This window comes from Methylobacterium oxalidis (assembly GCF_007992195.1).
Classification (GTDB): domain Bacteria; phylum Pseudomonadota; class Alphaproteobacteria; order Rhizobiales; family Beijerinckiaceae; genus Methylobacterium; species Methylobacterium oxalidis.
The window spans coordinates 1-24586 of record NZ_BJZU01000134.1; the positions used below are offsets into that span (position 1 = coordinate 1).

Annotated in this window: 22 protein-coding genes and 2 pseudogenes; 18 read left to right on the forward strand and 6 right to left on the reverse strand. The window is 65.1% G+C overall.

Annotation, left to right across the window (positions count from 1 at the left end; translation table 11 throughout):
- Nucleotides 1-963: 963 nt before the first annotated feature.
- Nucleotides 964-1233, reverse strand: coding sequence for a hypothetical protein (locus MOX02_RS24985; RefSeq protein ID WP_238179904.1), 270 nt, complete (start codon nt 1231-1233; stop codon nt 964-966).
- A gap of 67 nt (nt 1234-1300) precedes the next feature.
- Nucleotides 1301-2062 carry a Crp/Fnr family transcriptional regulator gene (locus tag MOX02_RS24990; protein ID WP_147028537.1) on the reverse strand — a complete coding sequence of 254 codons (762 nt, stop codon included), beginning with the start codon at nt 2060-2062 and terminating at the stop codon, nt 1301-1303.
- Nucleotides 2063-2497: 435 nt separating this feature from the next.
- On the opposite strand from MOX02_RS24990, the pseudogene MOX02_RS24995 reads away from it, so the two are divergent.
- The 10 genes and pseudogenes from MOX02_RS24995 to MOX02_RS25040 all read left to right on the forward strand — a co-directional run.
- Nucleotides 2498-2680 (forward strand): annotated as a pseudogene (locus tag MOX02_RS24995) (GreA/GreB family elongation factor); the annotation flags it as partial.
- Between the two features lie 655 nt (nt 2681-3335).
- Complete coding sequence (locus MOX02_RS25000) at nt 3336-5117, forward strand: methanol/ethanol family PQQ-dependent dehydrogenase (RefSeq protein ID WP_373866783.1); 1782 nt, start codon at nt 3336-3338, stop codon at nt 5115-5117.
- On the forward strand, nt 5098-5934 hold the full coding sequence (locus MOX02_RS25005) for a quinoprotein dehydrogenase-associated putative ABC transporter substrate-binding protein (protein WP_147028539.1): 837 nt from the start codon (nt 5098-5100) through the stop codon (nt 5932-5934). Before MOX02_RS25000 ends, MOX02_RS25005 begins: the two co-directional genes overlap by 20 nt.
- Complete coding sequence (locus MOX02_RS25010) at nt 5931-6494, forward strand: c-type cytochrome (protein WP_147028540.1); 564 nt, start codon at nt 5931-5933, stop codon at nt 6492-6494. The genes MOX02_RS25005 and MOX02_RS25010 overlap by 4 nt, the downstream gene beginning before the upstream one ends.
- Entirely contained in the window at nt 6491-7507 is a 1017-nt protein-coding gene (coxB, locus tag MOX02_RS25015) for a cytochrome c oxidase subunit II (RefSeq protein ID WP_147028541.1), read from the forward strand. Before MOX02_RS25010 ends, coxB begins: the two co-directional genes overlap by 4 nt.
- The gene (ctaD, locus tag MOX02_RS25020) at nt 7504-9420 is read left to right on the forward strand and encodes a cytochrome c oxidase subunit I (RefSeq protein WP_147028542.1); all 1917 of its coding nucleotides are present in this window, start codon (nt 7504-7506) and stop codon (nt 9418-9420) included. Before coxB ends, ctaD begins: the two co-directional genes overlap by 4 nt.
- Entirely contained in the window at nt 9417-10055 is a 639-nt protein-coding gene (locus MOX02_RS25025; RefSeq protein WP_147028543.1) for a cytochrome c oxidase subunit 3, read from the forward strand. The genes ctaD and MOX02_RS25025 overlap by 4 nt, the downstream gene beginning before the upstream one ends.
- 7 nt (nt 10056-10062) lie before the next feature.
- Entirely contained in the window at nt 10063-10452 is a 390-nt protein-coding gene (locus MOX02_RS25030; protein WP_147028544.1) for a hypothetical protein, read from the forward strand.
- Nucleotides 10449-11408: a cytochrome c oxidase assembly protein gene (locus MOX02_RS25035; protein WP_147028545.1), complete on the forward strand. Its 960-nt coding sequence runs from the start codon at nt 10449-10451 to the stop codon at nt 11406-11408. The genes MOX02_RS25030 and MOX02_RS25035 overlap by 4 nt, the downstream gene beginning before the upstream one ends.
- Nucleotides 11398-11799 (forward strand): c-type cytochrome, encoded by a 402-nt coding sequence (locus MOX02_RS25040; RefSeq protein ID WP_147028546.1) that lies wholly within the window; start codon nt 11398-11400, stop codon nt 11797-11799. The genes MOX02_RS25035 and MOX02_RS25040 overlap by 11 nt, the downstream gene beginning before the upstream one ends.
- Nucleotides 11800-12151: 352 nt before the next feature.
- On the opposite strand, the gene MOX02_RS25045 is transcribed toward MOX02_RS25040, so the two are convergent.
- Both MOX02_RS25045 and MOX02_RS32855 read right to left on the reverse strand, forming a co-directional pair.
- Nucleotides 12152-12388, reverse strand: coding sequence for a hypothetical protein (locus MOX02_RS25045; RefSeq protein WP_147028547.1), 237 nt, complete (start codon nt 12386-12388; stop codon nt 12152-12154).
- The gene (locus MOX02_RS32855) at nt 12385-13545 is read right to left on the reverse strand and encodes a helix-turn-helix domain-containing protein (RefSeq protein WP_147028548.1); all 1161 of its coding nucleotides are present in this window, start codon (nt 13543-13545) and stop codon (nt 12385-12387) included. Before MOX02_RS32855 ends, MOX02_RS25045 begins: the two co-directional genes overlap by 4 nt.
- Nucleotides 13546-13866: 321 nt before the next feature.
- On the opposite strand from MOX02_RS32855, the gene MOX02_RS25055 reads away from it, so the two are divergent.
- The 6 genes and pseudogenes from MOX02_RS25055 (at nt 13867) to MOX02_RS25080 (ending at nt 20284) form a co-directional block, all read left to right on the forward strand.
- A complete protein-coding gene (locus MOX02_RS25055) occupies nt 13867-14598 on the forward strand; it encodes a Crp/Fnr family transcriptional regulator (protein WP_147028549.1) in 732 nt (243 codons plus the stop codon).
- A gap of 486 nt (nt 14599-15084) precedes the next feature.
- Nucleotides 15085-16188 carry a hypothetical protein gene (locus tag MOX02_RS25060; protein ID WP_147028550.1) on the forward strand — a complete coding sequence of 368 codons (1104 nt, stop codon included), beginning with the start codon at nt 15085-15087 and terminating at the stop codon, nt 16186-16188.
- Between the two features lies 1 nt (nt 16189).
- Nucleotides 16190-16609 carry a hypothetical protein gene (locus MOX02_RS25065; RefSeq protein ID WP_147028551.1) on the forward strand — a complete coding sequence of 140 codons (420 nt, stop codon included), beginning with the start codon at nt 16190-16192 and terminating at the stop codon, nt 16607-16609.
- Nucleotides 16606-17601 carry a site-specific integrase gene (locus tag MOX02_RS25070; protein ID WP_238179876.1) on the forward strand — a complete coding sequence of 332 codons (996 nt, stop codon included), beginning with the start codon at nt 16606-16608 and terminating at the stop codon, nt 17599-17601. Before MOX02_RS25065 ends, MOX02_RS25070 begins: the two co-directional genes overlap by 4 nt.
- Nucleotides 17602-17846: 245 nt before the next feature.
- Nucleotides 17847-18877: pseudogene (locus tag MOX02_RS25075) on the forward strand (IS110 family RNA-guided transposase).
- Between the two features lie 246 nt (nt 18878-19123).
- On the forward strand, nt 19124-20284 hold the full coding sequence (locus tag MOX02_RS25080) for an IS110 family RNA-guided transposase (protein ID WP_147028552.1): 1161 nt from the start codon (nt 19124-19126) through the stop codon (nt 20282-20284).
- 448 nt (nt 20285-20732) lie between these two features.
- Here the strand turns inward: MOX02_RS25080 and MOX02_RS31545 are convergent, their stop codons facing one another.
- Nucleotides 20733-20897 carry a hypothetical protein gene (locus MOX02_RS31545; RefSeq protein WP_170267986.1) on the reverse strand — a complete coding sequence of 55 codons (165 nt, stop codon included), beginning with the start codon at nt 20895-20897 and terminating at the stop codon, nt 20733-20735.
- Between the two features lie 210 nt (nt 20898-21107).
- Between MOX02_RS31545 and MOX02_RS25085 the strand changes: the two genes are divergently transcribed.
- Together MOX02_RS25085 and MOX02_RS25090 are read left to right on the forward strand one after the other, a co-directional pair.
- Nucleotides 21108-22748 carry an alpha-amylase family glycosyl hydrolase gene (locus MOX02_RS25085; protein WP_147028553.1) on the forward strand — a complete coding sequence of 547 codons (1641 nt, stop codon included), beginning with the start codon at nt 21108-21110 and terminating at the stop codon, nt 22746-22748.
- A 177-nt stretch (nt 22749-22925) separates the two neighbouring features.
- Entirely contained in the window at nt 22926-23492 is a 567-nt protein-coding gene (locus MOX02_RS25090) for a DUF1003 domain-containing protein (RefSeq protein WP_147028554.1), read from the forward strand.
- A gap of 46 nt (nt 23493-23538) precedes the next feature.
- On the opposite strand, the gene MOX02_RS25095 is transcribed toward MOX02_RS25090, so the two are convergent.
- Nucleotides 23539-24108 (reverse strand): peptidase S14, encoded by a 570-nt coding sequence (locus MOX02_RS25095; protein WP_147028555.1) that lies wholly within the window; start codon nt 24106-24108, stop codon nt 23539-23541.
- Nucleotides 24109-24586: the final 478 nt, after the last annotated feature.

Below are 24586 nucleotides of genomic sequence, written 5' to 3' on the forward strand. Positions count from 1 at the left end.
CCCGCCATGCCGCGGGGATCAGCGATACCCTGCTGCGCCTGTCCGTGGGGCTGGAGGCTGAGGAAGACCTCGTCGCTGGCCTCGAGCGCGGCTTTGGCGCGCTCACCTGACAGGCACCATGCCGTTCCTATCCCGCAAGCCTGTAAGTGGTGACTTTTGAGGCGTTGACCTGAGCTGCAGAACGCATCCGCTTCTGCGTCTTGGATCCAGCAGTCAGACCGGCAGCTCCCTGTCGCTCAAGCTCATCCGCAGGGCTATTCGCTTCAACTCGAGCGATCCGCCGCGGCGGACTTCTTCATGCAACTCGATCGAAGGCCGGCGGCACAAGGCGGATGTCACGACAAACAAGCTAGCGTACAGCGGGTCGGCGGTGATGGGCTGCTCCGTGGCGTGGCGGCCTCTGGTGACGGCGGTGATGAGCTTGAGGCACGGGCGCCACCTGACGATCTGCGATAGCGGAGCCATCATGAGCCGCGACGACGCGGCGAGCCTGTTCGATGGTCATGCCGCAGACCGTCATTCCTTGTAGAGTGCCCAGAGCGCGGTTGTATTCAGGCAAGTTGGGGCATCCGGCAAAGCCAAACGCCCAAGCTGCGGTGGGCGCTGCAAGCGAGGCCACCAGCGCGAGTAGGGCAGGACCACCCTTGAACGACATAGCCGATGCTCCTTGCGGTCGACGCCGGCACACCCACTGAGCAAACCGCACGACGAAGCGGGCGTTAGCCAAAGGCAAGCGCACGATCCGGCAGAGGACATGCTGAGGCTATTACCTGAGCCCGGCAGAATGTCCGCTTGTTTCCAGCCACCGCCAAGTTGGCGAGCCTGGGTGATGCCCTCCTCCAAGCCGCCGAGGACGGTAGCTCAGCCGTGCGAGCGCGCTGGCCTCGAAACCGCTACGTCGGCATGACAGGGTATGCTACCGGATTGAAGCTCACAGGTGTCCGCCGACGAGGGTCATGGGCGTCAGGCGGCCAACGGCTTCACCGAGATACGCTCCGCAATCCAGTTCCGGGCAGCCTCAAGGCCAGGGAACTGAACGGACAGCACGCCGACGTCGCAGGCGCCAAAGCCCGCCTCCACACACCACTGTCCAGCCAGCCCATCCGCGGCGTGCAACTCGTCGCTGAGACGCACCAGCACAGCCACCAGCTTCCCGTCTGCATATGCGAGACGCCCCACGGCATCCGGCGACCCAGTCCCAATCACCACCGGCTGCAGCGTGACGTTGATCATCCAATCCCCCATGCACACGGCTTCCTGCCAAGCTCGCAGCACCTAACGTCCGTTGCCAAGGCAAGTTTCATGACGCGCAGGCTAGGAGCGGTTGCCTGCTGGGCATGGACATGTCCGGCCCGCAGCCCTCGAAGCAGAGATAGCCCGGATCGAACTCGCCGAACGTCTTCAGCGCCTGAACATCGGGAATCGTGATCCGCTGGTTGCTCCAGGTGGCGAGCTCACTCGTCCGCAGCGCCCGCAGGACGCGGTTCACGTGAACCGGCGAGATGCCGAGTGCATCGGCCACGTCACTCTGGGACACAGGGAACTTGAAGCCGGTCTCGCTGGCGAGATCGATCAGCTGCAGGCAGGTCAGCAGCTCGCAGAGGAGGTGCGCCAGGCGCTGCTCGGCCGGCCGCGTGTCGTTGACGATCCACTCACGCGCGCGGCTGAGCTCCCGCAGGGTGGCCCACCAGAGCGCGCGGCTGATGCCCGGTGAGGCACCGATCAGATCCATCAGCTTGGAGCGGGGGATGTCCACCACCGAGCAGGCGGTGAGCGCCCCGACACGTAGGTCGCGTCCGAACGCGCCGGTGTCGTGCATGTAGCAGAGGTCGCCGGGCAGGACGAAGGAAACGATCCGGCGGTTGCCGGCTTGGAGCACCTTGTAGCGGCAGGCGAAGCCGCTCAGGACGAGGCAGACGCGATCCGCGGCGTCGCCTGAGGTGATGTCCTGACGAGCTGGCACGGGGCGGGGATCGAGCGTCAGGTTCTGCAGCTCGGAGCGTTCTTCGTCGGTCAGCGGACCGGCGAGTTCGAGCTTCCGCAAAAAGGCATACGGCGCCACCAAATTGTCCCCAATGCAATTTCATTGGGCTGCATTCTGGTCGATCACATGTCGCTTTGGGTGTGTTGATATGCAACTCAGCGTTGCAAGATCGACATGGTTTGCAAAACTTTTCCATTGGCGTGAAGTATTTCAGATGCCTCGCCTGCCGCTCTTGGGAAAATGCTCGCCTAGTCCGTGGTTCCGCTAGAGCTTGCTCGTCCGAAATGTAATAAGGGCGTACCGCCGTCCGCAGGTTGGGCACTACGCAGCGCCGCCTGCTCTGCCGTGCGCCAGGGTCCGTCACGGTAAGCAAAGAGAGGGACGTCCCGTCACGATTCCGAGCGGCCGATCAACTCACATGTGCCGCCGAGGCGTTGCTCGATAGCGGACAGGGCTGCGTCTAGTGAGGGATGGTGGACGGTCATGCCGTCGAGCCGGCTTCCCCGCTCAGGCAAGATCGTGACCCTTGTCTATCCAGGCGAGGCCGATATCGGCCAGGCCAGGATCTCGGTGCTCACCCCGGTCGGCGCGGCCCTGCTCGGCCTGAGCAAGGGACAATCGATCAGCTGGACGACGCGCACCGGTGCGGGCAAACAACTGACTGTGCTCGACGTGCGCGAGCCGGCGTTTGCCTGAACTGAACATCGGCTCACCGTGACCGCATCCCGCCTTCGGCCGACGAGATCCCGATGTTCGTGCCCGCCAGCCTCAAAGAACAACCGGCGTCATTGTCCTGATGACGAACCTGCGCGCTGAAGGAGGTCGTGTTCGCGGTCCAGCCACTCCACCCGCGGGCGGCCGTAGCCGCCTGGCTGGAGGAGGGGCACAACCGTGCAACGGTGAGGCTGCCAGAGACGGTGCCGCCACGCGTCGTGACCATGCACACGCGAGGTGCGTACCGGGACGACGTTACCGACCAGGCCAGATGCGTGACGCTCGTCTACACCGGCGCAGAGGATGCGGGGGCTCCTGCGGCTTCAGTCTTCTCACCAGCCGGTGTTGCCCAAGCACTCGAAGTAAGCGTGGGACCGGCGCGTCATCCTTGCTGGACCTTCCAGCAGCGACGCGATTCAACGGCACAACCTTCCGCTGATTTTATGGGCCTAGCTTCGCCTGGCGCTGAGCGCTTCCCCAGAATAGTGGGAAGGCGCTCGGATCCTATTCCCAGAACATAACCTGCGTAAATGCAGCGAACGACGTCTCCTCGCATCAATTAGGTGCGAGGAGACACTCCCGCGCGATCAGAGAGGCCTTCGTGAAGAGGCTCGTTGCAGCGGCACTCGTCTTTCTCATGGCGCCGCTTGTGCCCATTGCGTCGGCCCAGGACACAACCGCTTCCGACCAGTCTCGCGCCCCACAGCCCCCCGCTTCGGCAGCACCGCCTGACGATGGTCAATGGACGATGCCGGCCAAGAATGTCGCGAGCACCCGCTATAGCGAGCTTGCCGAGATCACGCCGGACAACGTCAAGAACCTTCACGTCTCCTTCACCTTCTCGGTCGGAGTAAACCGCGGGCAGGAATCCTCACCGCTCGTGGTTGGTGGCACGATGTACGTGCTCTCGCCCTATCCGAACATCCTCTACGCCCTCGACCTCACCAAGCCCGGCGCACCCCTGAAGTGGCAATACAATCCCAAGCCGGAAGCTGCAGCACAGGGCGTGGCCTGCTGCGACGTGGTCAATCGCGGGCCGACCTACTCGGACGGACACGTCTTCTTCAACACGCTCGACGGCAACGTCGTCTCCGTTGACGCCGCGACTGGCCAAGAGGCTTGGAAGACGAAGGTCGGCAACATCCACGTGGGCGAGACCATGACGATGGCCCCCCTAGTCGCCAAGGGGAAGGTCTTCGTCGGGAACTCCGGCGGCGAAATGGGTGTGCGTGGCTGGATCCAGGCGCTCAATCAGCACTCCGGCAAGGTTGCATGGAAAGCCTTCAGCACTGGGCCGGACAAGGACGTCCTGATTGGGTCCGAGTTCAAGCCGTTCTACGAATCGGACAAAGGGCAGGATCTCGGGGTGAAGTCCTGGCCGCCGAATGCGTGGGAGCAGGGAGGAGGCACTGTCTGGGGCTGGATCTCCTACGATCCCGACCTGAACCTCCTCTACTACGGGACGGGCAATCCAGGACCTTGGAACGCAGATCAGCGCCCTGGCGACAACAAGTGGACCTCCGGGATCTTTGCACGCGATGCCGACACGGGGCAGGCCCGCTGGTTCTATCAATGGAGCCCGCACGATCTCTACGACTGGGACGGCATCAACGAGCAGATCCTGCTCGATATGAATTGGAAGGGAGAGACCCGGAAGGTCCTCGTCCGGCCCGAGCGCAACGGCTACGTCTACATCCTCGACCGCACCACCGGCGAGGTGCTCTCGGCCAAGCCCTTCCACGCCATCACCACGACACGGGGCGTCGACCTCAAGACTGGGCGCCTGCAGTACATCCCAGAGAAGAAGCCCGAGATGGGCAAGGTGATGCGGGACATCTGCCCTAACGCCTCCGGCGCAAAGGACTGGAGCCCATCCGCCTACTCGCCCCGAACTGGCCTCCTCTACCTGCCGCACACCAACCTCTGCATGGACGAAGAGCACATGCAGGCAAACTATATCGCGGGCACGCCCTACCTCGGTTCCGAAGTCCGAATGAAGGCAGGACCCGGCGGTCACCGCGGCGTCTACACGGCCTGGGACGTGGCGGGCGAGCGCGCCGCCTGGTCGATCAAGGAGGAGTTTCCGGTCTGGAGTGGAACTCTGGTGACCGCTGGTGATGTCACCTTCTACGGCACCATGGATGGCTGGTTCAAAGCTGTGAACGCCCGCACGGGCGAGGTGCTCTGGCAGTTCAAGACCGGCTCCGGGATCATCGGCCAGCCCACGACCTACCGCGGTCCGGATGGGCGCCAGCACGTGGCCATCCTGTCGGGCGTCGGCGGCTGGCCGGGCGTGATCGTCTCGGCCGACCTCGATCCACGCGACGCCACGGGCGCTCTCGGCTTCCTCAACGCCATGCGCGATCTGAAGGATGTCACCACCAAGGGAGGGATGCTGTATGACTTCGTCCTCCCGTAGGTGCCGGCTGCTCTTCGGCGCCGGCCTGAGCCTCCTCGCGGCCACGAGCGCCGCGGCGCGAGAACTCCGAGTCTGCGCGGACCCAAACAACCTCCCGTTCTCGAACGACCGGAGCGAGGGGTTCGAGAACCGAATCGTCGACGTCATTGCGCGGGACCTCGGGGCCACCGTCGCTTACACTTGGTGGGCCCAGCGCCGCGGCTTCCTGCGCAACACGCTGCTGGCCGGTCGCTGCGATCTCGTCGCTGGCGTCCCGGTGGGGCTCGAGGCTGTTCGGCCGACGCGGCCCTACTACCGGTCGTCCTTCGTCTTCGTCTCGCGTGGGGATAGGCCCACGGTGACTTCACTCGACGACGAGGCATTGGCGCGCTTGAGGGTGGGCGTGCAGCTGGCTGGCAGCGATGCCGCCAGCACGCCGCCCGCCCAGGCGCTCGTCCGAAGGGGTATGACGGAGAACGTGCGCGGGTATCTCCTCACCGGCGATTACGAGAAGCCGAACCCGCCGGCCCGGATCGTGGATGCCGTCGCCACGGGCGAGATTGACCTCGCGATCGCCTGGGGGCCGATGGCAGGCTACTTCGCTGCCCGTGCCAATCCACCGCTCAATGTTGTGCCCGTCATGCCAGCCCTCGATGGCCCGAAGGGGCCTATGGTGTTCGACATCGCCATGGGGGTCCGGCGGGAGGACGAGGAACTGCGTCGCGAGGTCGGCGCGGCCCTCGAGCGTCACAGGGCCGAGGTCGATGCCATCCTCGTGCAGTACGACGTGCCGCGCCTCGACGCGGCTGGGCACCGCACCGAGACGGCCGCGCCATGACCCGGCATCCACTTGCACTGATCACCCTGATGCTCGCCCTCGGGGCCTGTCAGCGCGAGGAGCGCGCGGCGCGCCCGAGCCCGGTCGGTTCGGAGACGCAGGAGCAGGTCGCCCTCGTCAAACTGTCTCCCGGCGTGCCGGGTCCGACCACATACACGAGCGGCAAGGCTAAGGAGTTCGAAGGCAACGCCTACCACCTGAGCCAGGGCAAGAAGCTGTTCACTTGGTACAATTGCAACGGCTGCCACGCTTCCGGCGGAGGGGGCATGGGGCCGGCGTTGATAGACGATCGCTGGATCTACGGCGGCTCCATCGAGAACATCGTCCAGACCATCCGTGAGGGCCGGCCGAACGGCATGCCGTCCTTCCGCGGGCGTGTGCCTGACGACCAGATCTGGGAACTCGCGGCCTATGTCCGTTCGATGAGCGGCAACGCGCCAGCGAGTGCCGCGCCAGCCCGCAGCGACAGCCTGCACCCACATCCGGCCGAGAACCGCACCAGCCCGAGTCCGCCAGTCTCCGGCGGCATCGTGCCGCCCTCTGGACTGTTGCCACAATGACCACCGGTGCGTTGGCTCTGCGCCTCCTACCCATCGCACTCGCCTTGCCGCTTGCAAGTTGCAACCTGGTGCAATCCCCTCTGAACCCGGTCAGCCCGCAGGCACGGGATCTTCTGTGGTTGTTCTGGCTCTTCACTGCGGTACTCGCCGCGATCTGGCTCGCGGTGATGCTTGCTCTCCTAATGAGCCTGCGGGCGCGGCGCACCTTCGGAGCTGACCCTCTGGCGGTCGATCCGCGCCGCGAGAGCCGGGCGGGTATCCTCGTGGCGGGACTCGCCGTGGCAACGGGCCTTGCCGTGCTAGTGCTGACCGGCCTGAGCTTTGCCGGGCAGCGCCGCCTGTTCGCCGACGAGGCGGCCGCGGTGACGATCCGCGCTCTTGGGCACCAGTGGTGGTGGGAGTTCCAGTACGAGAATGCCGATCCGAGCCAGGGCTTCAACACCGCCAACGAGATCCACGTGCCAGTCGGACAGACGGTTCTCGTCAAGCTGGAATCGACGGACGTGATCCACTCGTTCTGGGTGCCGAGCCTGATGGGCAAGGTCGATTTGATCCCGGGTCGTCAGAACACGCTTCGCTTCACAGCTGAGCGCGCCGGCGTCTATCGAGGGCAATGCGCCGAGTTCTGCGGCCTACAGCATGCCAAGATGGGCATGCTCGTGGTCGCTGAGGATCCGGAGACCTTCGCGCGCTGGCGCGAGGTCCAGTCCCAGCCCCGCCTAGAGCCCGCAACCGACGAGGCGCGAGCCGGCGAGCGGGCCTTCGTCGCGGCTCCCTGCTCCATGTGCCATCAGGTCCGTGGCACCAGAGCGGCGGGGCACAACGGCCCGGAACTCACACATGTCGGCTCGCGCAGAACCCTCGCGGCCGGGACGCTGCCGATGAGCCGCGGCAACCTTGCCGCCTGGATCGTGGATCCGCACGGCATCAAGCCCGGCGTGAACATGCCCCTCGTCAAACTCGACCCCGACGAACTCAACACGATCGCGGCCTACCTCGAAGGGCTGAAATGAGTGAGGCAGCCACAGCACCACGCGAGCTGCGCGACTCCGAGCTTGACGGGCCAGCCCTCAGCGCGCGTCTCGCCCGCATCTGGGGTACGCAGCGGAGCATCGTCGGCTGGCTCTCCAGCGTCGACCACAAGGTGATTGGGCGCCGCTACATCGTCACCGCCTTCCTGTTCCTGTTCATGGGTGGTCTGACGGCCATCGTGATGAGGCTGCAGCTCGCGCAGCCCGAGAGCAAGCTCGTTGGGCCCGACACCTACAACCAGCTCTTCACGATGCATGGCTCGACCATGATGTTTCTGTTCGGCGTGCCGATCGGGGAGGCCATGGCTGTCTACCTCGTGCCGCTGATGGTCGGCACCCGCAACATTGCCTTCCCGCGGCTCAACGCCTTCAGCTACTGGGTCTACCTGTCGGGCGGTGTGTTCCTGTGGATCTCGTTCCTGCTCAACATCGGGCCGGATGTCGGCTGGTTTGCCTACGTGCCTCTGTCCGGGCCTGAGTACTCACCGGGCAAGCGCGCCGACGTTTGGGCGCAAATGATCACCTTCACGGAACTCTCGGGTCTGGCCGTTGCCATTGAGATCATCGTCACGGTGCTCAAGCAGCGCGCTCCGGGCATGAGCCTCAGCCGGATCCCACTCTTTGTCTGGGCGCTGTTCGTCAACTCCTTCATCATCATCTTCGCGCTGCCGGCGGTGATGGTCGCCTCGACCTTCCTGATCCTCGACCGGCTTATCGGCACCCAGCTCTTTAACCCGGCCGAGGGCGGGGACGCGCTCCTGTTCCAGCACCTGTTCTGGTTCTTCGGGCACCCGGAGGTCTACATCATCTTCCTGCCCGGCACGGCTTTCGTCTCAGCCATCATCCCGACCTTCGCCAGGCGGGAGATCTTCGGCTATCTCGCCCTCGTTCTCTCGCTTATCGCCACAGGCTTTCTCTCCTTCGGCCTGTGGGTCCACCATATGTTCACCACCGGCCTGCCACAGCTCGGGGCGGCCTTCTTCACCGCCAACAGCATGCTGATCGCCATCCCGAACGGGCTGCAGATCTTCTGCTGGATCGCGACCCTCTGGGACGGACGACCGGTCTGGCGCACGCCGCTCCTGTTCGTGTGCGGGTTCTTCTTCATCTTCGTAGCGGGCGGCCTCTCGGGCATCATGCTCGCCTCGGTGCCGATCGACACGCAGGTCCACGACACCTACTTCGTTGTCGCGCACTTCCACTACGTTCTGATCGGCGGGAACGTCTTTCCGCTGCTGGCCGCAATCTACTACTGGTTCCCGAAATTCACCGGGCGGATGCTGTCCGAGAGGCTCGGGGCCTGGAATTTCTGGCTCGCCTTCATCGGCTTCAACGTCGCCTTCTTCCCGATGCACATCAGCGGCCTGATGGGGATGCCGCGCCGGGTCTACACCTATGGCCCGGAGATGGGCTGGGGTGACCTGCAGCTCGTCTCGACGGCCGGTGCTCTGGTGCTGTTCGCGAGCTTCCTCGTCTTCGTTTGGAACGTGCTGGCGAGCCTGCGCAGCGGTGCAGTGGCTGGGCCGAACCCCTGGGGTGCCGGCACGCTCGAATGGGCGACTGCGTCGCCGCCCCCGCCGCAGAACTTCGACCACATTCCCGTCGTCACGCATCGCGAACCGCTCTGGGCCGAGCGGGGCGGGCTGCCGGTGGTGACCGGCCTGAGCATCCGCCATCGCGAACTTGTCGTCAGCAGCGTGGCGGAGGCCGAGCCGCAGTTGCGCGAGTCCTCGCCTGCACCCTCCATCTGGCCGCTAATCGCGGCGGTCACGGTCGGCGCGACGTTCATCGGCTCGATCTTCACGCCCTACGCCGTGCTTTGGGGCGCTCCGCCGATCGCCGCGGCCCTGACCGGGTGGTTCTGGCCCAAGAACACGCCGGAGGATGAGGAATGAGCACTGTGCGTGCCGAGCCGCAGCCTTTCGAGCCGCATCAGGCTCGCGTGACGCGCGACCTCTCCGGCCTCCCAACCTACGGCTTCGGGCCGAAGAGTCCGATGTGGTGGGGCACGCTCGGCTTCTTCGTCGTCGAGGGAATGGGCTTCGCACTGGCACTAGGCACGTACCTCTACCTCGTCCAGCAGAACCCGCACTGGCCGCTGGCGCCCATCCCACCTGATCACTGGGCCGGAACGCTCAACACCCTGCTTTTACTCGCGAGCCTCTGGCCGAACCTGATCACTGACCGTCATGCTCATGCGCAGGACCTCGGCCGCGTGCGGCGCGATCTCGTCATCATGTCGCTCATCACGCTCGCCACCATCGCCCTGCGCCTCTACGAGTTCACTGGGCTCGGTGTGCGCTGGGACCAGAATGCTTACGGGTCCATCACCTGGGTCCTGCTCGCCCTGCATCTGACGCACCTCATCACGGACGCGGGCGACACCCTCGTGCTGACAGTCCTGATGTTCACGCGCCATGCCACGGGCAAGCGCTTCAGCGACGTCAGCGACAACGCCTTCTACTGGTACTTCGTCGTGGCGTCGTGGCTACCGATCTACGTCGCCGTCTACTGGATCCCCCGCTGGTGAGGGCGAGATGGCGAACTGGTTCAAACAGGGGTTGCCATCTGCCGGCCTTTTCGCCGGGCCAACAGCTTGGCTGATCAGCACGCAAGCGAATTACGCGCTCTCAGCCTGGATTTGCGGGCACAGGGCGCAGATCATTCCGCTCATCGCAGCCCCCCTCATTCTCATCAGCCTCGCGGGCGGCCTTCTCTCGTGGCGCGCTCTCAATCACCCTCCCGCAATCGAACGGGTCGCACCCACGCCAGATAGTCTCCACCATTTGGCATCGGTCGATTCGCGCGATGCCGGCCGGCCTCATCGCCTCGTTGGGTTAATCAGTGTGTCGATGGCTCTGCTCTTCGCCCTCGCCATCGCGGTGCATGGGACCGCTGGCCTCGTGTTCGACGGATGCGAGCGATGAAACGCCGCGTACAGCTGCCTCGCGCCAACGTCGCCGTGCGAGCAGCCTTCATCGCAATCGGCGCAGCTCTGTCCGCCTTCCCAACGATCGATGCCGAAGCTCACGGCGGCGACCTCGGCCATTTGTGGGCGACGGGACCGGCCTGGACGAGTGACCTGCGCGTCATCATCCCGCTCTACGCCAGCGCGATCCTTTTCCTTGTAGGCACCCTGCGGATCTGGCGAAGGGCGGGCCACGGACGCGGCGTCCGTCGATGGCAGGTCGCCTGCTTCTGGAGTGGCTGGACAGTACTCGCAGTCGCGCTCCTTTCGCCCCTGCACTGGCTCGGCGAACGACTTTTCACCGCGCACATGATCGAGCACGAACTCCTTATGGCAGTTGCTGCGCCGCTCCTCGTGCTCGCCCGCCCGGGAACAGCGATGCTCTGGGCGCTGCCGGCGTCCTGGCGCGCACCCGTCGGGGGCATTGGCAACAGCCTCGTGCTCGGAGCTACATGGCGGTTTGCAAGTCTTCCTCTCACGGCAACCGTATTGCATGCGGCGGCGCTTTGGGCCTGGCATATGCCAGGACTCTACGACCTCGTATTGGTCAGTCCGCTCGCACATTGGCTGCAGCACCTGAGCTTTCTTCTCTCGGCGCTGCTGTTCTGGTGGGCCCTACTGCGGGGTTCTGCGCGCGGCCGCGGTTACGGCGCGGCATTCTTCTACCTGTTCCTGACCAGCCTCCACACCGGGCTGCTCGGACTTCTCCTCACGGTATCACCCCGCCTCTGGTATCCGCGTCAGGTCGCGGGGGCGACTGAGTGGGGTCTCACGCCACTGGAAGACCAGCAGTTGGCAGGCCTCGTGATGTGGGTTCCGGCCGGGCTGGTCTATGCCGCCGCAGCGCTGACGCTGGCCGGCCTCTGGATCCGGCGCTCCGGTCTGCGGTCAGCGGGGCAAGCTCATGCGGCTTAGGTGGATCATCCTGGTCGCCGCGCTCGCCGCACTGACGGCTGGTGGTAGCTTTGCGGCGCTCAAGATTGAGCGTCGCAACGAGAGGACCGATCTAGCCAGAAACTTGACCGGCGGCGATCCTACGAGAGCGCCGAAGCTGATGATCACTTATGGATGCGCTGGCTGCCACGAGATCTCCGGACTAGCTGGCCCGAGCGGCCGCGTTGGTCCCCCGCTGCGCTCCATCGGGGAGCGCATTTACATTGGCGGTGTCGCAACAAACACACCCGAGAACCTTGTCCGATGGATCGCCAATCCGAAAGCGCTGAACGCGAAGAGCGCGATGCCGCTCACCGGGATCTCGGAAGCGGAGGCGCGGGACGTCGCGGCCTTCCTCTATGCTCAGCAATGACGTGCCCCATCTCTCAAACCGTGACCTTCACCGCGACGCGATAAAGGAAAGCGGGCTGCATTGAAGCCGCCGAGCACACGTTTGCTGGCATGAGGACCACTGGAGGATCTCGAAGCTGACATTTCGGTAAGAGGGTTCGAGTGTCTGCAGCGAATCACTTTGAGGCGTTCGTCTGAATTGGCAGGAACGTTCGATTCTGCGTTTCTGATGTGGAAAACAGACCGGCAGCCTCCGGCCATCTCCGGCCGGCAGCTTCGCGCCCAAAGTCTCCATTCAACCGATGGACAGCTTCTCAAAAGCGGCCATTCGCCGGCTAGGCGTCATGCAGCCTGCCAAGCCGCATCAAGGATGGCTACGAGAGCCGCTTCGCAATCCATGCCTGGGCCTCGTCCAGATCGGCGAACTTGGGCGGGTCCGAATGATCAACTGGCCCGAACCCAGCCTCCAGAAACCACAACCCGGCCTCATCTCCGTGCTCCTCCGACAGGCGCACCAGCACCACGACGAGAAAGTCGTCCACGAAGACGAGTTGGCTTTCAGCGTCGTTGCTTCCGGTCGCGACCTGCACGGGCTGAAGACGGAAGTTCATGCAGCGGCTCGGTCTCCGAGATGCAGGTAGTTCGCCTTAAACTCGGCCAACGCCCGCAGCCGTGGCAGGTTCAGGATCGTCAGGCGCTGTCCCCGCAGCTCGATCAGTCCCTGCCGTCTCAGGTTCTGCAGCGTGCGGTTCACATGCACATTCGTCAGCCCTGTGGTGTCGGCCAAGTCCACCTGCGTCAGCGGCAACTCGTAGCTGTTCTCGGTCGCGGCCCCTACCGCCCGCAGCCGCAGCAGAAGCTCGCAGAGAAGATGCGCGATCCGCTCCTCCGCTGAGCGGCGGCCGACATTTACCAGCCACTCGCGCAGGGTCGCCTCGTCCACCAGCGTGCTCATGCGCAGCGCCCGGGCAATCCGCGGCTGCTGCATCAGCTGCGCGACCGTCTCGGGCGCGAGGCGCACCACCGTGCAGGCCGAGAGCGTGGTGAGTGTATGGTCCATCTGGTTCAGCAGCGCCACGTCGTGGTCGCAGAGGTCGCCCGGCAGCAGGTAGGCCATGATCTGGCGGGCGCCACTGGCCCGGAGCTTATGCCGGCAGGCGAAGCCACCCATGACCAGGAACACGCCCTCAGGCTTGTCGCCCTCGCGCACGAGGTCGGTGTGCGGCGGGACGAGGCGCGGGCTGGCGCTGATCTGCTCCAGCAGCGCCCGCTCTGCGTCCGTCAGCGCAACGAAGCCCTCCAGCTTGCGCACGAATGGGTTCACCGTGTCCGCGGTCTGGCTGACCAGCCGAAGGGGTGCGGCCGGCTCAGGGCTCGGCCCCTCGGGCACAGGCGCAGAGACTGCCAAGGACAGCTGGCCACAGAGCGCGACCACGTCCTCCGGCAGAGCTGGCTTGCCGAGCCAGGGTACGTCCTGGAACTCGCCAGCCAGCCGCTGATCTTGCCGGCAGCCTGAGTGCACCAGGAAGGGCACGCCACGTTGGCGCAGTCCGCGGGCCAGCGCGGTGCAGCGGCCATCCTTCAGGAGCACGTCGATGATCGCCAGGGTGGGCGTACCCTGCTCCAGATGGCGCAAGGCCTCCGCCATCGTGCCGACGGGCCCGAGCACGCGATAGCCCGCCCTCTCTAGGGCGTCACTCAGGTCCATGCCGACTAAGGGATCGGCTTCCGTCAAGAGGATTACGGGCTGCTGGCTGATCGAGTTCATGCAAGGCTCCGACTACCTGAGCCAGACACTCCTCCAGTCAACAGAGGGCTCAGTGATCGTAGTTATAAACATGGAGCAATGCTGTGGAAGGTGCCAATGAGTGCTGGTGTGGTACCCCACATTTCGATCGGTTAGGTACCGCGCCGGCTGCAGCCCTCGTTCTATTCTTCGGCTGTGGGCGCTCGCCTCGCCGACCCGGGTTGCAGCCACATAGCTCATTCCGCTTCTCACCCCTGCTACGCTTGCGTCCAGCCGCAGGCTTCTCCCAGGATAGGTGCGGGCTCAGCTCTTGCCTCCGGGCGAGAAGGGCTGGAGTGCGGAATGAGTGTAGCGACAACACGCAACCGCCTGCTGCAGGCACTGCCTCCGGGTGAGCTGGATCAGCTCCTGCCTCAATGCGAGCGCGTGGACGTCGAGAAGGGCGCTGTCCTCGCTTCGATCGGAAATCCCTTAGAGTTCGCCTACTTCCCGGAAGGCGGGCTGTCGTCGAACCTGATGGTCACGAGCGAGGGCCGCAGGATTGAGGTGGGTTGCTTCGGCTTTGACGGCATGGTCAGCACCGCCACTGTGCTCGGTTCGAAGCGGACGCCTCACGAGATCCTGGTCCAGGTCGGCGGTCCTTGGCTGCGGATCAAAGTCGGAGCCCTCCGCAGCGCGATCCAGACCAGCCCCACCTGCCATGACCTGCTGCTGCGATACGCTCACATACAGATGATGAGCGTGAGCCAGACGGCCATGTCGAACGCCGCCAACACCATCGAGGAGCGGCTGGCACGCTGGATCCTCATGGCTCACGACCGACTGGAAGGCGATGAGCTGCCGCTCACGCATGACTTCCTGGCCATCATGCTGGCAGCCCAGCGCTCCAGCGTGACGCTCGCGGTGCAGGCGGTTGAGGGCTACGGAGCCATTCGGGCCCAGCGTGCCCTGATCATAGTTAGGGATCGCGGGATGCTCTATGACCTTGCGGGCAAGAGCTACGGCCCGGCCGAGGCCGAGTACGAGCGCCTGATCGGGCCCTTCAGGGACAAGCCGCCTCCGCACTCCGAGTGATGAGCCCAGAGCCAGCGCCTGCCGGCACCGTTCCAAGAGGGCGTGTCTTAGCTGACCGTTCCGCGAGCCGATTGACCTCGTTCCGCGCGGGCCGCCTGGCATTTCGGGGCGGCTGACGCACCGACGGTTCAGACCCTTGTGGAACACCGGTCGCAAAAGCCTGCCCATGGACGTAATGTCCCAAATGGAGCGTCCGCATAGCCCAGCGGGTTGTCCGAAAGTTGCCGGTCCGCCTTCGGCCAGAGTCGGTCACTCCACCAAGGCACCGAGCATCCGGAGCAGACGTTCTCAAGATCCCGACTCAAGATCCCGAATTGGACAGAAGCTTCGATTTTCGAAATCCTCGTTAGACTCGATTTGTGAGTTTTCGGGATCTATGTCGGCAGCACTTCTGGATGAATAATATATTGCTCCCCTCGGACCTTCGGCTAACGTCTGTCGTGGGGCCGCATGTCTCTGGTCCTCCCGCCATCCAGGGAGGACCTCTTGCACGACCTACTCAGCTCAATTCGCGGCGAGCCACCGTTCACCGGCGTCGAACAAGGAGGCGTGCCCTCCCTGCTGCCCATCGATCATTGGACTGCCAGAAGCCTGCTGCAGAAGGCGATTCGGCGCGGAGATGCCGAAGACGCGGCACGTGCGGCCGTGACCCTTTTCGCTCTGCGCGGCTCCGCGATCTGGCGCCGCTTCATGGTCATCGCCTTCGAGGATGTCGGGGCTGGCTCAGCCGAGGCGGTCATCCAGACCGTCGAGCTGTGCCTTGCTCCGGGCCCGCGCGAGCAACTTGGAGGCGATGGCCCAGCAGCTGCGTGGCTCGCCCGTTTCCTTGCTGGCGTTCCGAAAGATCGAGGCGCTGACTTCCTGATCTGCGCCGCCAAGGATCACCCCAGCCTTGAGGCTGCTCGGCAGCAGAGCGGCAGCTGCTCCGTGAGTGATCGGCTCGCGATGGTTCTAAATCTCGATCTTCCACTGGCGGTCGGAGCCACTGCGGCTTGGTTCGCCTCCGGTCTCAATCAGCCCGGCGAATGCCGCCTCGGCCGAGGCAATCTCCGCGGGCTCATGGATGCCTTCCTCCAGCTCGGCATACCTGCCGCCCTGGTGCACGCCACCCAGCTGGCGGCGCGTCGAACCCGAGAACCCATCACCCTCATGGTGCCGCTGATCTGGCGGGCCGCGTTCGAAGGTGAGTACCCCCACACCGTCGAGGAGCCGGTTCCGACCGCAATGCTGGTCGATGAGGTGCCCCTCTACGCCTTCGACAAGCACACCCGCATCGGCAAGCAGGCGATCGGCAGGTTGGCTCGCGAGAACGAGGCGTTGCGCGCCTGCCTGGAGGAGCATGTCCCGGAGTACCGCCACCGCGATGCGGCCTGCATGGCCGCCTTCTACGCCGATGCGGCTCCGGTGGCGCGGCGGCTTGGCTGGCAGGGATCTGCTCCGGCCGAGCGGCTGGGCACCGAGAGCGACATGCTGCGAGCGGGCGTGCCGGTGGGCGCTATCGAGCCGCTGCTCGCCGCGGTCAGAGCCAACCTTGGTCACCTGAACGCGATCCGGGCCGAGATCTTCCGGCGCACGATGGGGAGGGGCTGACATGCGGGCCATCCCCACAGACCCGAGGCCGCTCTGGGTTGAGCGGGTGCGGCTTGGCGACTTCGCAGCCATTCCCGCCCCCTTCACCTGGGCCCAGTCCGACGACCTCGCCATGCTGCTCGACGGCTACGCCGTGACCGGAGGGCACGAGCGCCTCTCCTGCATCTACACCGCGACTATGCAGGTGATGGGAAACGGCGGGGCTGGCTCAGCCACGGCACTCGATCTCTGGCTGACGCTCTTCTACGCCCATCGGGGATACCGGCATCAGGGCACTTGGCCGAGAGGCCGAGAGCGGGAGAAGCTGGACCGGATCTGCGAGAGCCTGCGCCTGGCTCTGCTCGCCCTCTCACCCGAGCAACAGTCCGGCTTTCTCGGAGCACTACGCGACGGCTCGACGTCCGAGGAGGCGAGGCCGTGAGACCGCACCTCACCTCCGATAATCATCACTTATCGCGGTTCACACTCAGCTCCGGCGGCATGTCACCTTTCCCTGCAATTAATGCCCGCGCAGATGGATCTCCTCCCGAGGAGGTACGGCGACTCATCGAGCAAAGCCTGTCGGCCAACACGCGCCGGGCCTACCTGTCCGACCTCGCCCACTTCGAGGCTTGGGGTGGTGTTGTCCCGGCCACGCCCACTACAGTGGCCGCCTACCTGGCCGATTACGCCGACCGGCTGCGCGTCGCGACGCTGGTCCGGCGCGTCACCGCGATCGGCAAGGTGCACGAGGCCCGCGGCCTTCCGAACCCTGTTCGATCCGAGCTGGTGCGGGCCACGCTGCGGGGAATCCGCCGGACCCGCGGCTCGCCACAGCGTGAGGCCCGCCCGCTGCTCAGGGAGGACCTAGGGGGGATCGTAGACGCGCTCGACACTACCCTTCGCGACCGGCGTGACCGCGCGCTCCTACTGGTGGGCTTCGCGGGCGGGTTCCGCCGCTCCGAGCTGGTGGGGCTTGATCGCGCAGATATTGAACCCGTGCGCGAGGGCCTCGTCGTGACCCTGCGCCGCTCCAAGACCGATCAGGCCGGTAAGAGCCGCAAGATCGGCATCCCGCACGGCCGCACCCGCTGGTGCCCTGTCTCGGCGTTGGAGGCGTGGTTGTCATACTCGGGCATCAAGGGTGGCCCCCTGTTTCGACCCATTAACCGGCACGGTCACGTGGCGTCCGGGCGGCTCTCCGGTGAGGCTGTCTCGATCATCGTCCAGGAGCGAGCCGCGGCGGCTGGTCTCGACCCGCGAGGCTTCTCTGGCCATAGCCTGCGTTCCGGGATGGCGACGAGCGCGGCGCGTGCCGGCGTCCCGTCCTGGAAAATTCGCACCCAGACGGGACACGCGTCGGACGCGATGCTCGCCCGATACATCCGCTCTGGAGAGCTGTTCATCGACAACGCCGTAAGCGCACTTCTCTGAGCCGCGCAACTTCTTGAGGCGCTGATGCAGCGGCCCCGATGTAGGTGCTCCGCTTTTCAGGCCGATACTTGCCCCAGGCCGAGCCTTCGGAGCGTCCACTTCCGGGCTATCTGGTTTCATTAGCCCGATCGGCTGATGATGGCCGAAAGCAGATGGGGTGGATGGCTCCCGCTCCGACTGACGGCATCTGAGTGCCAGGATGTGGTTGCTGTCGAAGCAGCCACGCAGATGCAGGAGCCATCCCCATGGAGATTACCACTGTCGGCATCGATCTGGCCAAGAGCATCTTCCAAGTTCATGCCGTCGATGCAGCTGGGCAGGTCGTCGTTCGCAAGGCGCTACGGCGAGCCCAGGTCGTGCCGTTCTTCGCCAAGCTGCCGCGCTGCCTGGTCGGCATGGAGGCGTGCGGCACGGCGCACCACTGGGCCCGGGAGCACATGAGGCTCGGTCATGACGTGCGGCTGATGCCGCCGGCTTACGTGAAGCCATACGTCAAGCGAGGGCCAAAACCGATGCGAACGATGCCGCCGCCATCTGCGAGGCGGTGACACGCCCGAGCATGCGGTTCGTGCCGGTGAAGTCGACCGAGCAGCAGGCGGCGCTGGCGCTGCACCGGACGCGCGACCTGCTGGTCAAGCAACGCACGCAGCTGGTGAACATGATCCGCGGCCTGCTCGCCGAGTTCGGGATCGAGATGGCGCGGGGCCTGCGCCATGCGCTCGAACTGGCAGCCCGGCTCTCGGCGGGAGACGCGGCCGAGGTGCCACCCCTGGCCCAGCGCGTGGTGACTGGGCTGGCTGACCAGATCGGCGCCGTGCAGATCCAGCTGACCCGGCTGGAGAAGGAGTTGCTGGTCTGGCATCGGGACAGCGACCTGTCGCAGCGCCTGGCGACGATCCCGGGTGTCGGCATCGTCTCGGCGACGGCGCTGGCCGCCTCGGTGAGCGAGCCCGAGCGCTTTCGCTCCGGTCGGCAGTTCGCGGCCTCACTGGGCCTGACACCGCTGCAGAACTGCAGTGGCGGCAAGGAGCGCCTGGGTCGGATCTCGCGCATGGGCGACCGCTACCTGCGCCGCCTGCTCGTGGTCGGCATGACCTCTCTGATCCGGCGCGCGAAGTGGACGCCGACCTCGGTCGACCCGCGGCTGCCGGCGCTGCTCCAGCGCAAGCCGGCGCGCGTCGTGACCGTTGCGGCGGCCAATCGCACGGCGCGGGTCGCCTGGGCGATCATGACCCGCGGCGGCACCTACCGCGCACCAGCGGCCACGGCCGCCTGACAGCACGGAGGAGAGACTTTTCCAGGTTGCGAGGACGATGAGAGTTGATGGCGAACCGGTCAGACCGGGAGCCGGGACACCCCGCCGTCTGTCCAGGGCGTCATAGCCCGCAAAGCAGAGTGGGACCCAGCTCGCGGATACCATTAGGGCCAGCGGTCAACATGAACGACTGCACCAACAGATCCTATGAGGGCGCCGCCGGGCGGTTAGTCTGGCCGCCGGTGCACGCCCTTGAGGATCTCAGCCATGGCACAGACGCCCGGCCCATCTTTCCCAACGCCTGATTACGAGCGCACGCTCGTTCTCGCGATCGAGTTGAGCAACGTGAGTTGGGTGTTGGCCGCCCAGATCCCCGGTCTGCCACGCGTGAAGGCCAAGCGCAGCGTCGAGCCGGCTCCCGAGACGCTGATGGCGGCCATCGACGGCTACCGCGAGCGAGCCCGTGCGGCAGGAGGCGATGTCGAACGCGTGATCGCGATCTACGAAGCCGGCTGGTCCGGGTTCTGTCTGGCGCGCTGGCTGGGCATGCGAGGGATCGAGACGCATGTCGTGCAGCCCGCGAGCGTGCCAGTGGATCGCCGGGCGCGGCGCGCCAAGTCCGATGGGATCGATGCCGAACTGCTGCTGCGGACGCTGCTGGCTTGGCTGCGCGGTGAGCCGCGCGTGTGCTCGATGGTGCCCGTCCCGAGCGAGGCTGACGAAGACGCCCGGCGGTGCGTGCGCGAACGGATGGAACTCGTGACCGAGCGGGTCGCCCTGGTGAACCGCATTGGCGCTGTGCTGGCGACGTTGGGCGTGGGCGACTACAACCCCTTGCTGCGGAACCGGCGCGAGCGACTCGACGCCCTGCGCACCGCGCTCGGGACGCCGCTGCCCGCGCATGCCCGCGCCAAGATCGGGCGCCTACTCGACCGCCTGGATCTCGTGTGCGCGCAGATTACGGCCCTGGAGCGGGAGCGCGACGCTGTCCTGGAACAGGAGGCGCCGGACAGAGCTGGCGCGATGATCCAGCAATTGAGTGGGTTGCGCGGCATCGGTGTGCAGAGCGCCACCATCCTGGTACGCGAGGCATTCGTGCGCGTGTTCGCCAACGCCAAGGCGCTCGGCTCCTACGCGGGCTTGGCCGCGCCCCCCTATAGCAGCGGCGGCACGGAGCGCGAGCAGGGCATCGGGAAGGCCGGGAACCGGCGGCTGCGGACCGTCATGGTTGAACTCGCCTGGCTCTGGCAACGCTATCAGCCTGGCTCCGCCCCGGTGAACTGGTTCCGTGCGCGCGTCAGCGGTGCAGGCGCGCGAAGCCGCAAGGTGATGGTGGTGGCCCTGGCGCGCAAGCTCCTCATCGCCCTGTGGCGGTTCGCCACCCAGGGCGTTCTGCCGGAAGGTGCGGTCATGAAACCTGCATCCTGATCAGCTACGCAAATCGGGTCGGAGCCGTCGGTCAGCTCGACCCTCAGGATCCAAGAGGGCGTCGCCGTTGTCCGGCCTGGCGCACGAACGCCGTCTCATAGAGTGGTGCCGCCTTCCTGGAGCTCTCCCGTCCCGAATGCGGGACAGTGGTGGGACACGTCCCGCCGGATGTGAGGTTGGCAGGGAAGTCCTGCGCTCAAGAGAGCTCCATCTTGGATACGGACCCCGCTGTGCCGCGCGAAGATCTGGAGGAACCTGCCATGCCGTAGCTTGACACCTGCGCCCTCATGTGAGGCCGGACACAAGACTGCACCCGACCAGCGCGTCAGAAGCTCAACTCGCCACTTGCAATGCGGGAGCCATCCACACAGGACAGGCAGCTCTGGGGCATTGTCCCGGGTGAAGCGCACGTTCATTTGGGAAAGGCAAACAGCTTAACGTGACCGGTTCAGATATCGGCCATCCACGAGAAATGCCACCTCGGCTGAAGCGGCAGATCAGGGTCGAGTGAGCTTTCAACGATCGCAGCTTGGTCGCCGCCGAAATGGGCGTAGTCGGAAGCCGGCTTTGTTGACGCCTTCAGCCATTGCGGACCTGATTCCACCGTCGGCAAGTAGGGTTATCGCGCCGCGCGAACTCTCACGTGTTCTTCGACATCGAAGATCCAAGCGGATCCTCAAAACCGTCCCTTGATGCATGTTAAGAATTTCTGGCCCATCTCCTCAATAGCGGAAGTGGAGCGGACTGCGCTGAACCAAGCCTCTTCACGGAGATTGTCTTCGTGTACGGATTGCTCCGCGCCCCAAGTTCAGGGATCGAAGTCATGGAAGAGGTGAGTGGTAGTGGCGATGAGTCCCCATCGGGCAACGTCTCTGCTGCAGGTCAGCCATGGTGGCGCAGGGAGGTCATCTACCAGATCTTCACACCGACGTTCCAAGACTCGGACGGTGACGGCATCGGCGATCTCGGTGGCATTCTCTCGCGCATCGACTATCTCGCCCAACTCGGGATCGGGGCGGTCTGGCTCACGCCGGTCTATCCATCCCCGCTTCTCGATGCCGGCTATGACATCACCGACTTCACGGGCGTCGGCTCGTGCTTCGGTGATCTGAACACGTTCGATCGGCTGCTCGCGGCCCTGCACGAACGCGGAATCCGACTGATCCTCGACTTCGTGCCGAACCACACCTCGGCTCAGCATCCCTGGTTCATCGAGAGCCGGTCATCGCGCGAAAGCGCAAAGCGGGACTGGTACGTCTGGGCAGATCCGGCGCCCGGTGGGCTTCCGCCCAACAACTGGTTGAGTCGGTTCGGAGCCAGCGCTTGGACCTACGACAAGACGACGGGCCAGTCCTACTACCACGCCTTCCTGCCCGAGCAGCCGGACCTGAACTGGCGCAACCCGGACGTTCGAGCGGCCATGCACGAAGTCATGCGCTTCTGGCTCGAGCGCGGCGTCGACGGCTTCCGGATCGATGCGGCCGCGGTTCTGGCGGAGGATGCGCTTCTCCGGGATGAGCCGCCGAACCCGGATTTCGACGGCGATACGCCACCGCCCGAACGTTTCCGGCGGACGCGCACCGATGCCCAATCGGTGACCCTCGACTACCTCGCTGAGATGCGCCGCGTGGCAGATGCCTTCCCGGATCGCGTCCTCCTCGGCGAGGTCGACACGACGCCCGATAAACTGCCGGGCTTCTACGGCGACACCGAACCACGCCTTCATCTGCCCTTGAACTATCGCTTGGTTGATGTGCCCTGGAAGCCGCACGCGGTCGGATGCGCTGTCCAAGCCTTCCTCGACGCACTGCCTGAGAACGCTTGGCCGGACTGGGTGCTGGGGAGCCACGACAAGCCTCGGGTCGCCAGCCGCCTCGGAGCTGATCCTGCCCGCGTCGCGGCCATGCTGCTCCTGACGCTACCCGGCACGCCAATCCTGTATGCGGGTGATGAGATCGGGATGCCGAACGTGCCAGTTCCGCCCTCGCTCGGGCGGGATCCCTTCGAGCGCTGCGTTCCCGGCTACGGCTTGGGCCGTGACCCCTTTCGCGTCCCGCTTCGGTGGACATTGGGCCCCAACGGTGGCTTCACCACGGGCGAGCCCTGGCTTCCGACCCCGTCCTTGCCGGTCGGATCGAGTGTCACGGAGCAGGAGCGCGATCCCCGGTCGATGCTGAACCTTTACCGGCGGCTCATCGAATTGCGCCGCCGTCGGCCGGAACTTCTGGCCGGCCGCTACCGCCGCCTGAGCAGCGAGGGTGGCGTGCTCGCCTTCGCGCGGTGGCTTGAACGATCCGGAGTGGTTGTGGCGCTGAACCTCAGCGCCTCGGACGTAACCGTCCCTTTGCCCGGCCGAGGTAGGATCGTTCTCGGCACGGGATGCGAGCGGGAGGGCGAATGCGCCGAAAGGCAGGTCACGCTTGCACCGCACGAGGGTGTGATCATCGCGCAGCAGAACAGCTAGCCAGCATGAAGGCGCGCCGTTGCGCTCTGTAGTGCGACAAACTCCAGCGGTCAGTTCTGCCCGTCTGATGACCTGCTACTCTAGGACCGACTGAGGTCCCCGTAGCGTGGCCCGAGTTGGGATCACCTCCGGCGTCCGGACGGTTGCACGGAAAAGTACCTGACGAGTTGCACCCTGATGGACGTCCAAGCTGAGCGGAAGGTTCGGCAAGTGTTGAATCCGACCTTCCCGCCGCCCCAGCCGAGCGGATTGTCGCCGGCGCTCGCACGCAACATCCGGGCGCTTCAGGCGCGCCGCAGCCATGAGGAGCGACAGGCCTCGCTGCAGGAGCGGGTTGCGGAGGCGATCACCCGCTTCACCGGCAGCATGGCCTTCGTCTACCTGCACGTTGTGCTGTTCGGCTCCTGGATCCTCGTGAACTCGGGCCTGCTGCCGATCATGCCGAAGTGGGACGAGTCGTTTGTGATTCTCGGCACCTCGGCTTCCGTCGAGGCGATCTTCCTCTCGACCTTCGTGCTGATCAGTCAGAACCGCATGGCGGCCGCCGCTGACAAGCGGGCCGATCTCGACCTGCACATCAGCCTCTTGGCCGAGCACGAGGTAACCAAGCTGGTGACCCTGGTCTCGGCGATCACGGACCACCTCAGCATCGAGACGGCGGCGGACGACGAGGTTGAGGAGCTTCAGCAGGATGTCGCACCGGACGCCGTGCTCGACGAAATCGAGCGAAATGACCGCTCGTGAGGCTTCTTAGCGGCTTTGTTGTCGGGCGGGCGCCGAACGCCTCGCCTCAGATCACCGCCTCGATCAACCCAAGCTCTCGGGCCTCATCGGCCTCGATGTACCAGTTCGCCGGCGCACGCCTGAGAACCTCCTCCATCGTCACGCGCGATCCTCGGATCAAGCTCGCGAAGCCCTCATTCTGGATCTCGATCGAGCACTCGATCTCGTTCAGGGCTGCCCTCACGCTTGCGACACAGGTCGTCAGCGGGCCGTCAAGCTTCAATTCCTTCGAGAGCTTGCGCTCGTGGACCATCAGGCGCGTTCCCTGAGTGAGATAGCGGTCGGGTCGTGCGAAGAAGCTCATGAAGGTGGTGCCGGCCGAATAGATCACCGCCTTGCCAAGGAAGACGAAGCGGCGATCCGGCGCGAGCTCGCTGTGGAAGCGGATGTCTTCCCCCATCATGCGCGCAACCTCGGGATCACCCCCCAGCGTGGATAGCTCGATTACCACCAAACTCTGCTGCGAGGCTTGATCGAACTGGCGCCGGAAGTCCCGGTACATGTCGTAGTCGACAGATCCCGACAGCAGGATCGCCGGCCCCTTGAACGCGGACGCCGAGAGCGGCGTAGTGTCCATAGTCCTCTCCGCCATTCACCCGCTCGAACGACCGGGCAGGACGAACTCGGTTCGGCTGATCTTGCCCGGGGGTCGCACCTGCAAGACGCCCAAGCTGGCCGCCTGACACTGCAACTCGGCCGCGATGGCGTGACGGGATCCGCTCTCGCAAGGCCCTGCGTTTCGCCCGTGAGATGATTCTAGCGGCAGAAACGCATGTCGGACACAGAAGTCCGCGTCTTCGGACAGATCAACTTTGTTCGCCGCAGAACCTTTCTCGCGCAGGGAGGTTCCCAGCAAGTGAGTGCGAAATTCCCATCCCGCTAAGCTTGATTTACTCGAAGGGAACGTCACTCCGATTTACGGCACGATCCTCTTCGTGCGTGAGTAAAGGCAGCAAGACATGGCGAATGCTAGCAAGCGGAACATGGGCCCTGGCGCTCAGGGCAAGGGAACGGGATCGGGCGCCATGACAGAATTGCCGGAAGGCATTCTGCCC

Bases quoted from the DNA above. Each gene is read 5' to 3' on its own strand.
- MOX02_RS25065 (WP_147028551.1), top strand. From the start codon at position 16,190: ATGCGGGCCATCCCCACAGACCCGAGGCCGCTCTGGGTTGAGCGGGTG.
- coxB (WP_147028541.1), top strand. From the start codon at position 6,491: ATGACCACCGGTGCGTTGGCTCTGCGCCTCCTACCCATCGCACTCGCC.
- MOX02_RS24985 (WP_238179904.1), bottom strand. From the start codon at position 1,233: ATGATCAACGTCACGCTGCAGCCGGTGGTGATTGGGACTGGGTCGCCG.
- MOX02_RS25005 (WP_147028539.1), top strand. From the start codon at position 5,098: ATGACTTCGTCCTCCCGTAGGTGCCGGCTGCTCTTCGGCGCCGGCCTG.
- MOX02_RS25095 (WP_147028555.1), bottom strand. From the start codon at position 24,108: ATGGACACTACGCCGCTCTCGGCGTCCGCGTTCAAGGGGCCGGCGATC.
- MOX02_RS25035 (WP_147028545.1), top strand. From the start codon at position 10,449: ATGAAACGCCGCGTACAGCTGCCTCGCGCCAACGTCGCCGTGCGAGCA.
- MOX02_RS25030 (WP_147028544.1), top strand. From the start codon at position 10,063: ATGGCGAACTGGTTCAAACAGGGGTTGCCATCTGCCGGCCTTTTCGCC.
- ctaD (WP_147028542.1), top strand. From the start codon at position 7,504: ATGAGTGAGGCAGCCACAGCACCACGCGAGCTGCGCGACTCCGAGCTT.
- MOX02_RS25000 (WP_373866783.1), top strand. From the start codon at position 3,336: ATGGCGCCGCTTGTGCCCATTGCGTCGGCCCAGGACACAACCGCTTCC.
- MOX02_RS25025 (WP_147028543.1), top strand. From the start codon at position 9,417: ATGAGCACTGTGCGTGCCGAGCCGCAGCCTTTCGAGCCGCATCAGGCT.
- MOX02_RS25080 (WP_147028552.1), top strand. From the start codon at position 19,124: ATGGCACAGACGCCCGGCCCATCTTTCCCAACGCCTGATTACGAGCGC.
- MOX02_RS25055 (WP_147028549.1), top strand. From the start codon at position 13,867: ATGAGTGTAGCGACAACACGCAACCGCCTGCTGCAGGCACTGCCTCCG.
- MOX02_RS25045 (WP_147028547.1), bottom strand. From the start codon at position 12,388: ATGAACTTCCGTCTTCAGCCCGTGCAGGTCGCGACCGGAAGCAACGAC.
- MOX02_RS32855 (WP_147028548.1), bottom strand. From the start codon at position 13,545: ATGAACTCGATCAGCCAGCAGCCCGTAATCCTCTTGACGGAAGCCGAT.
- MOX02_RS25090 (WP_147028554.1), top strand. From the start codon at position 22,926: ATGGACGTCCAAGCTGAGCGGAAGGTTCGGCAAGTGTTGAATCCGACC.
- MOX02_RS25040 (WP_147028546.1), top strand. From the start codon at position 11,398: ATGCGGCTTAGGTGGATCATCCTGGTCGCCGCGCTCGCCGCACTGACG.
- MOX02_RS25085 (WP_147028553.1), top strand. From the start codon at position 21,108: ATGGAAGAGGTGAGTGGTAGTGGCGATGAGTCCCCATCGGGCAACGTC.
- MOX02_RS25010 (WP_147028540.1), top strand. From the start codon at position 5,931: ATGACCCGGCATCCACTTGCACTGATCACCCTGATGCTCGCCCTCGGG.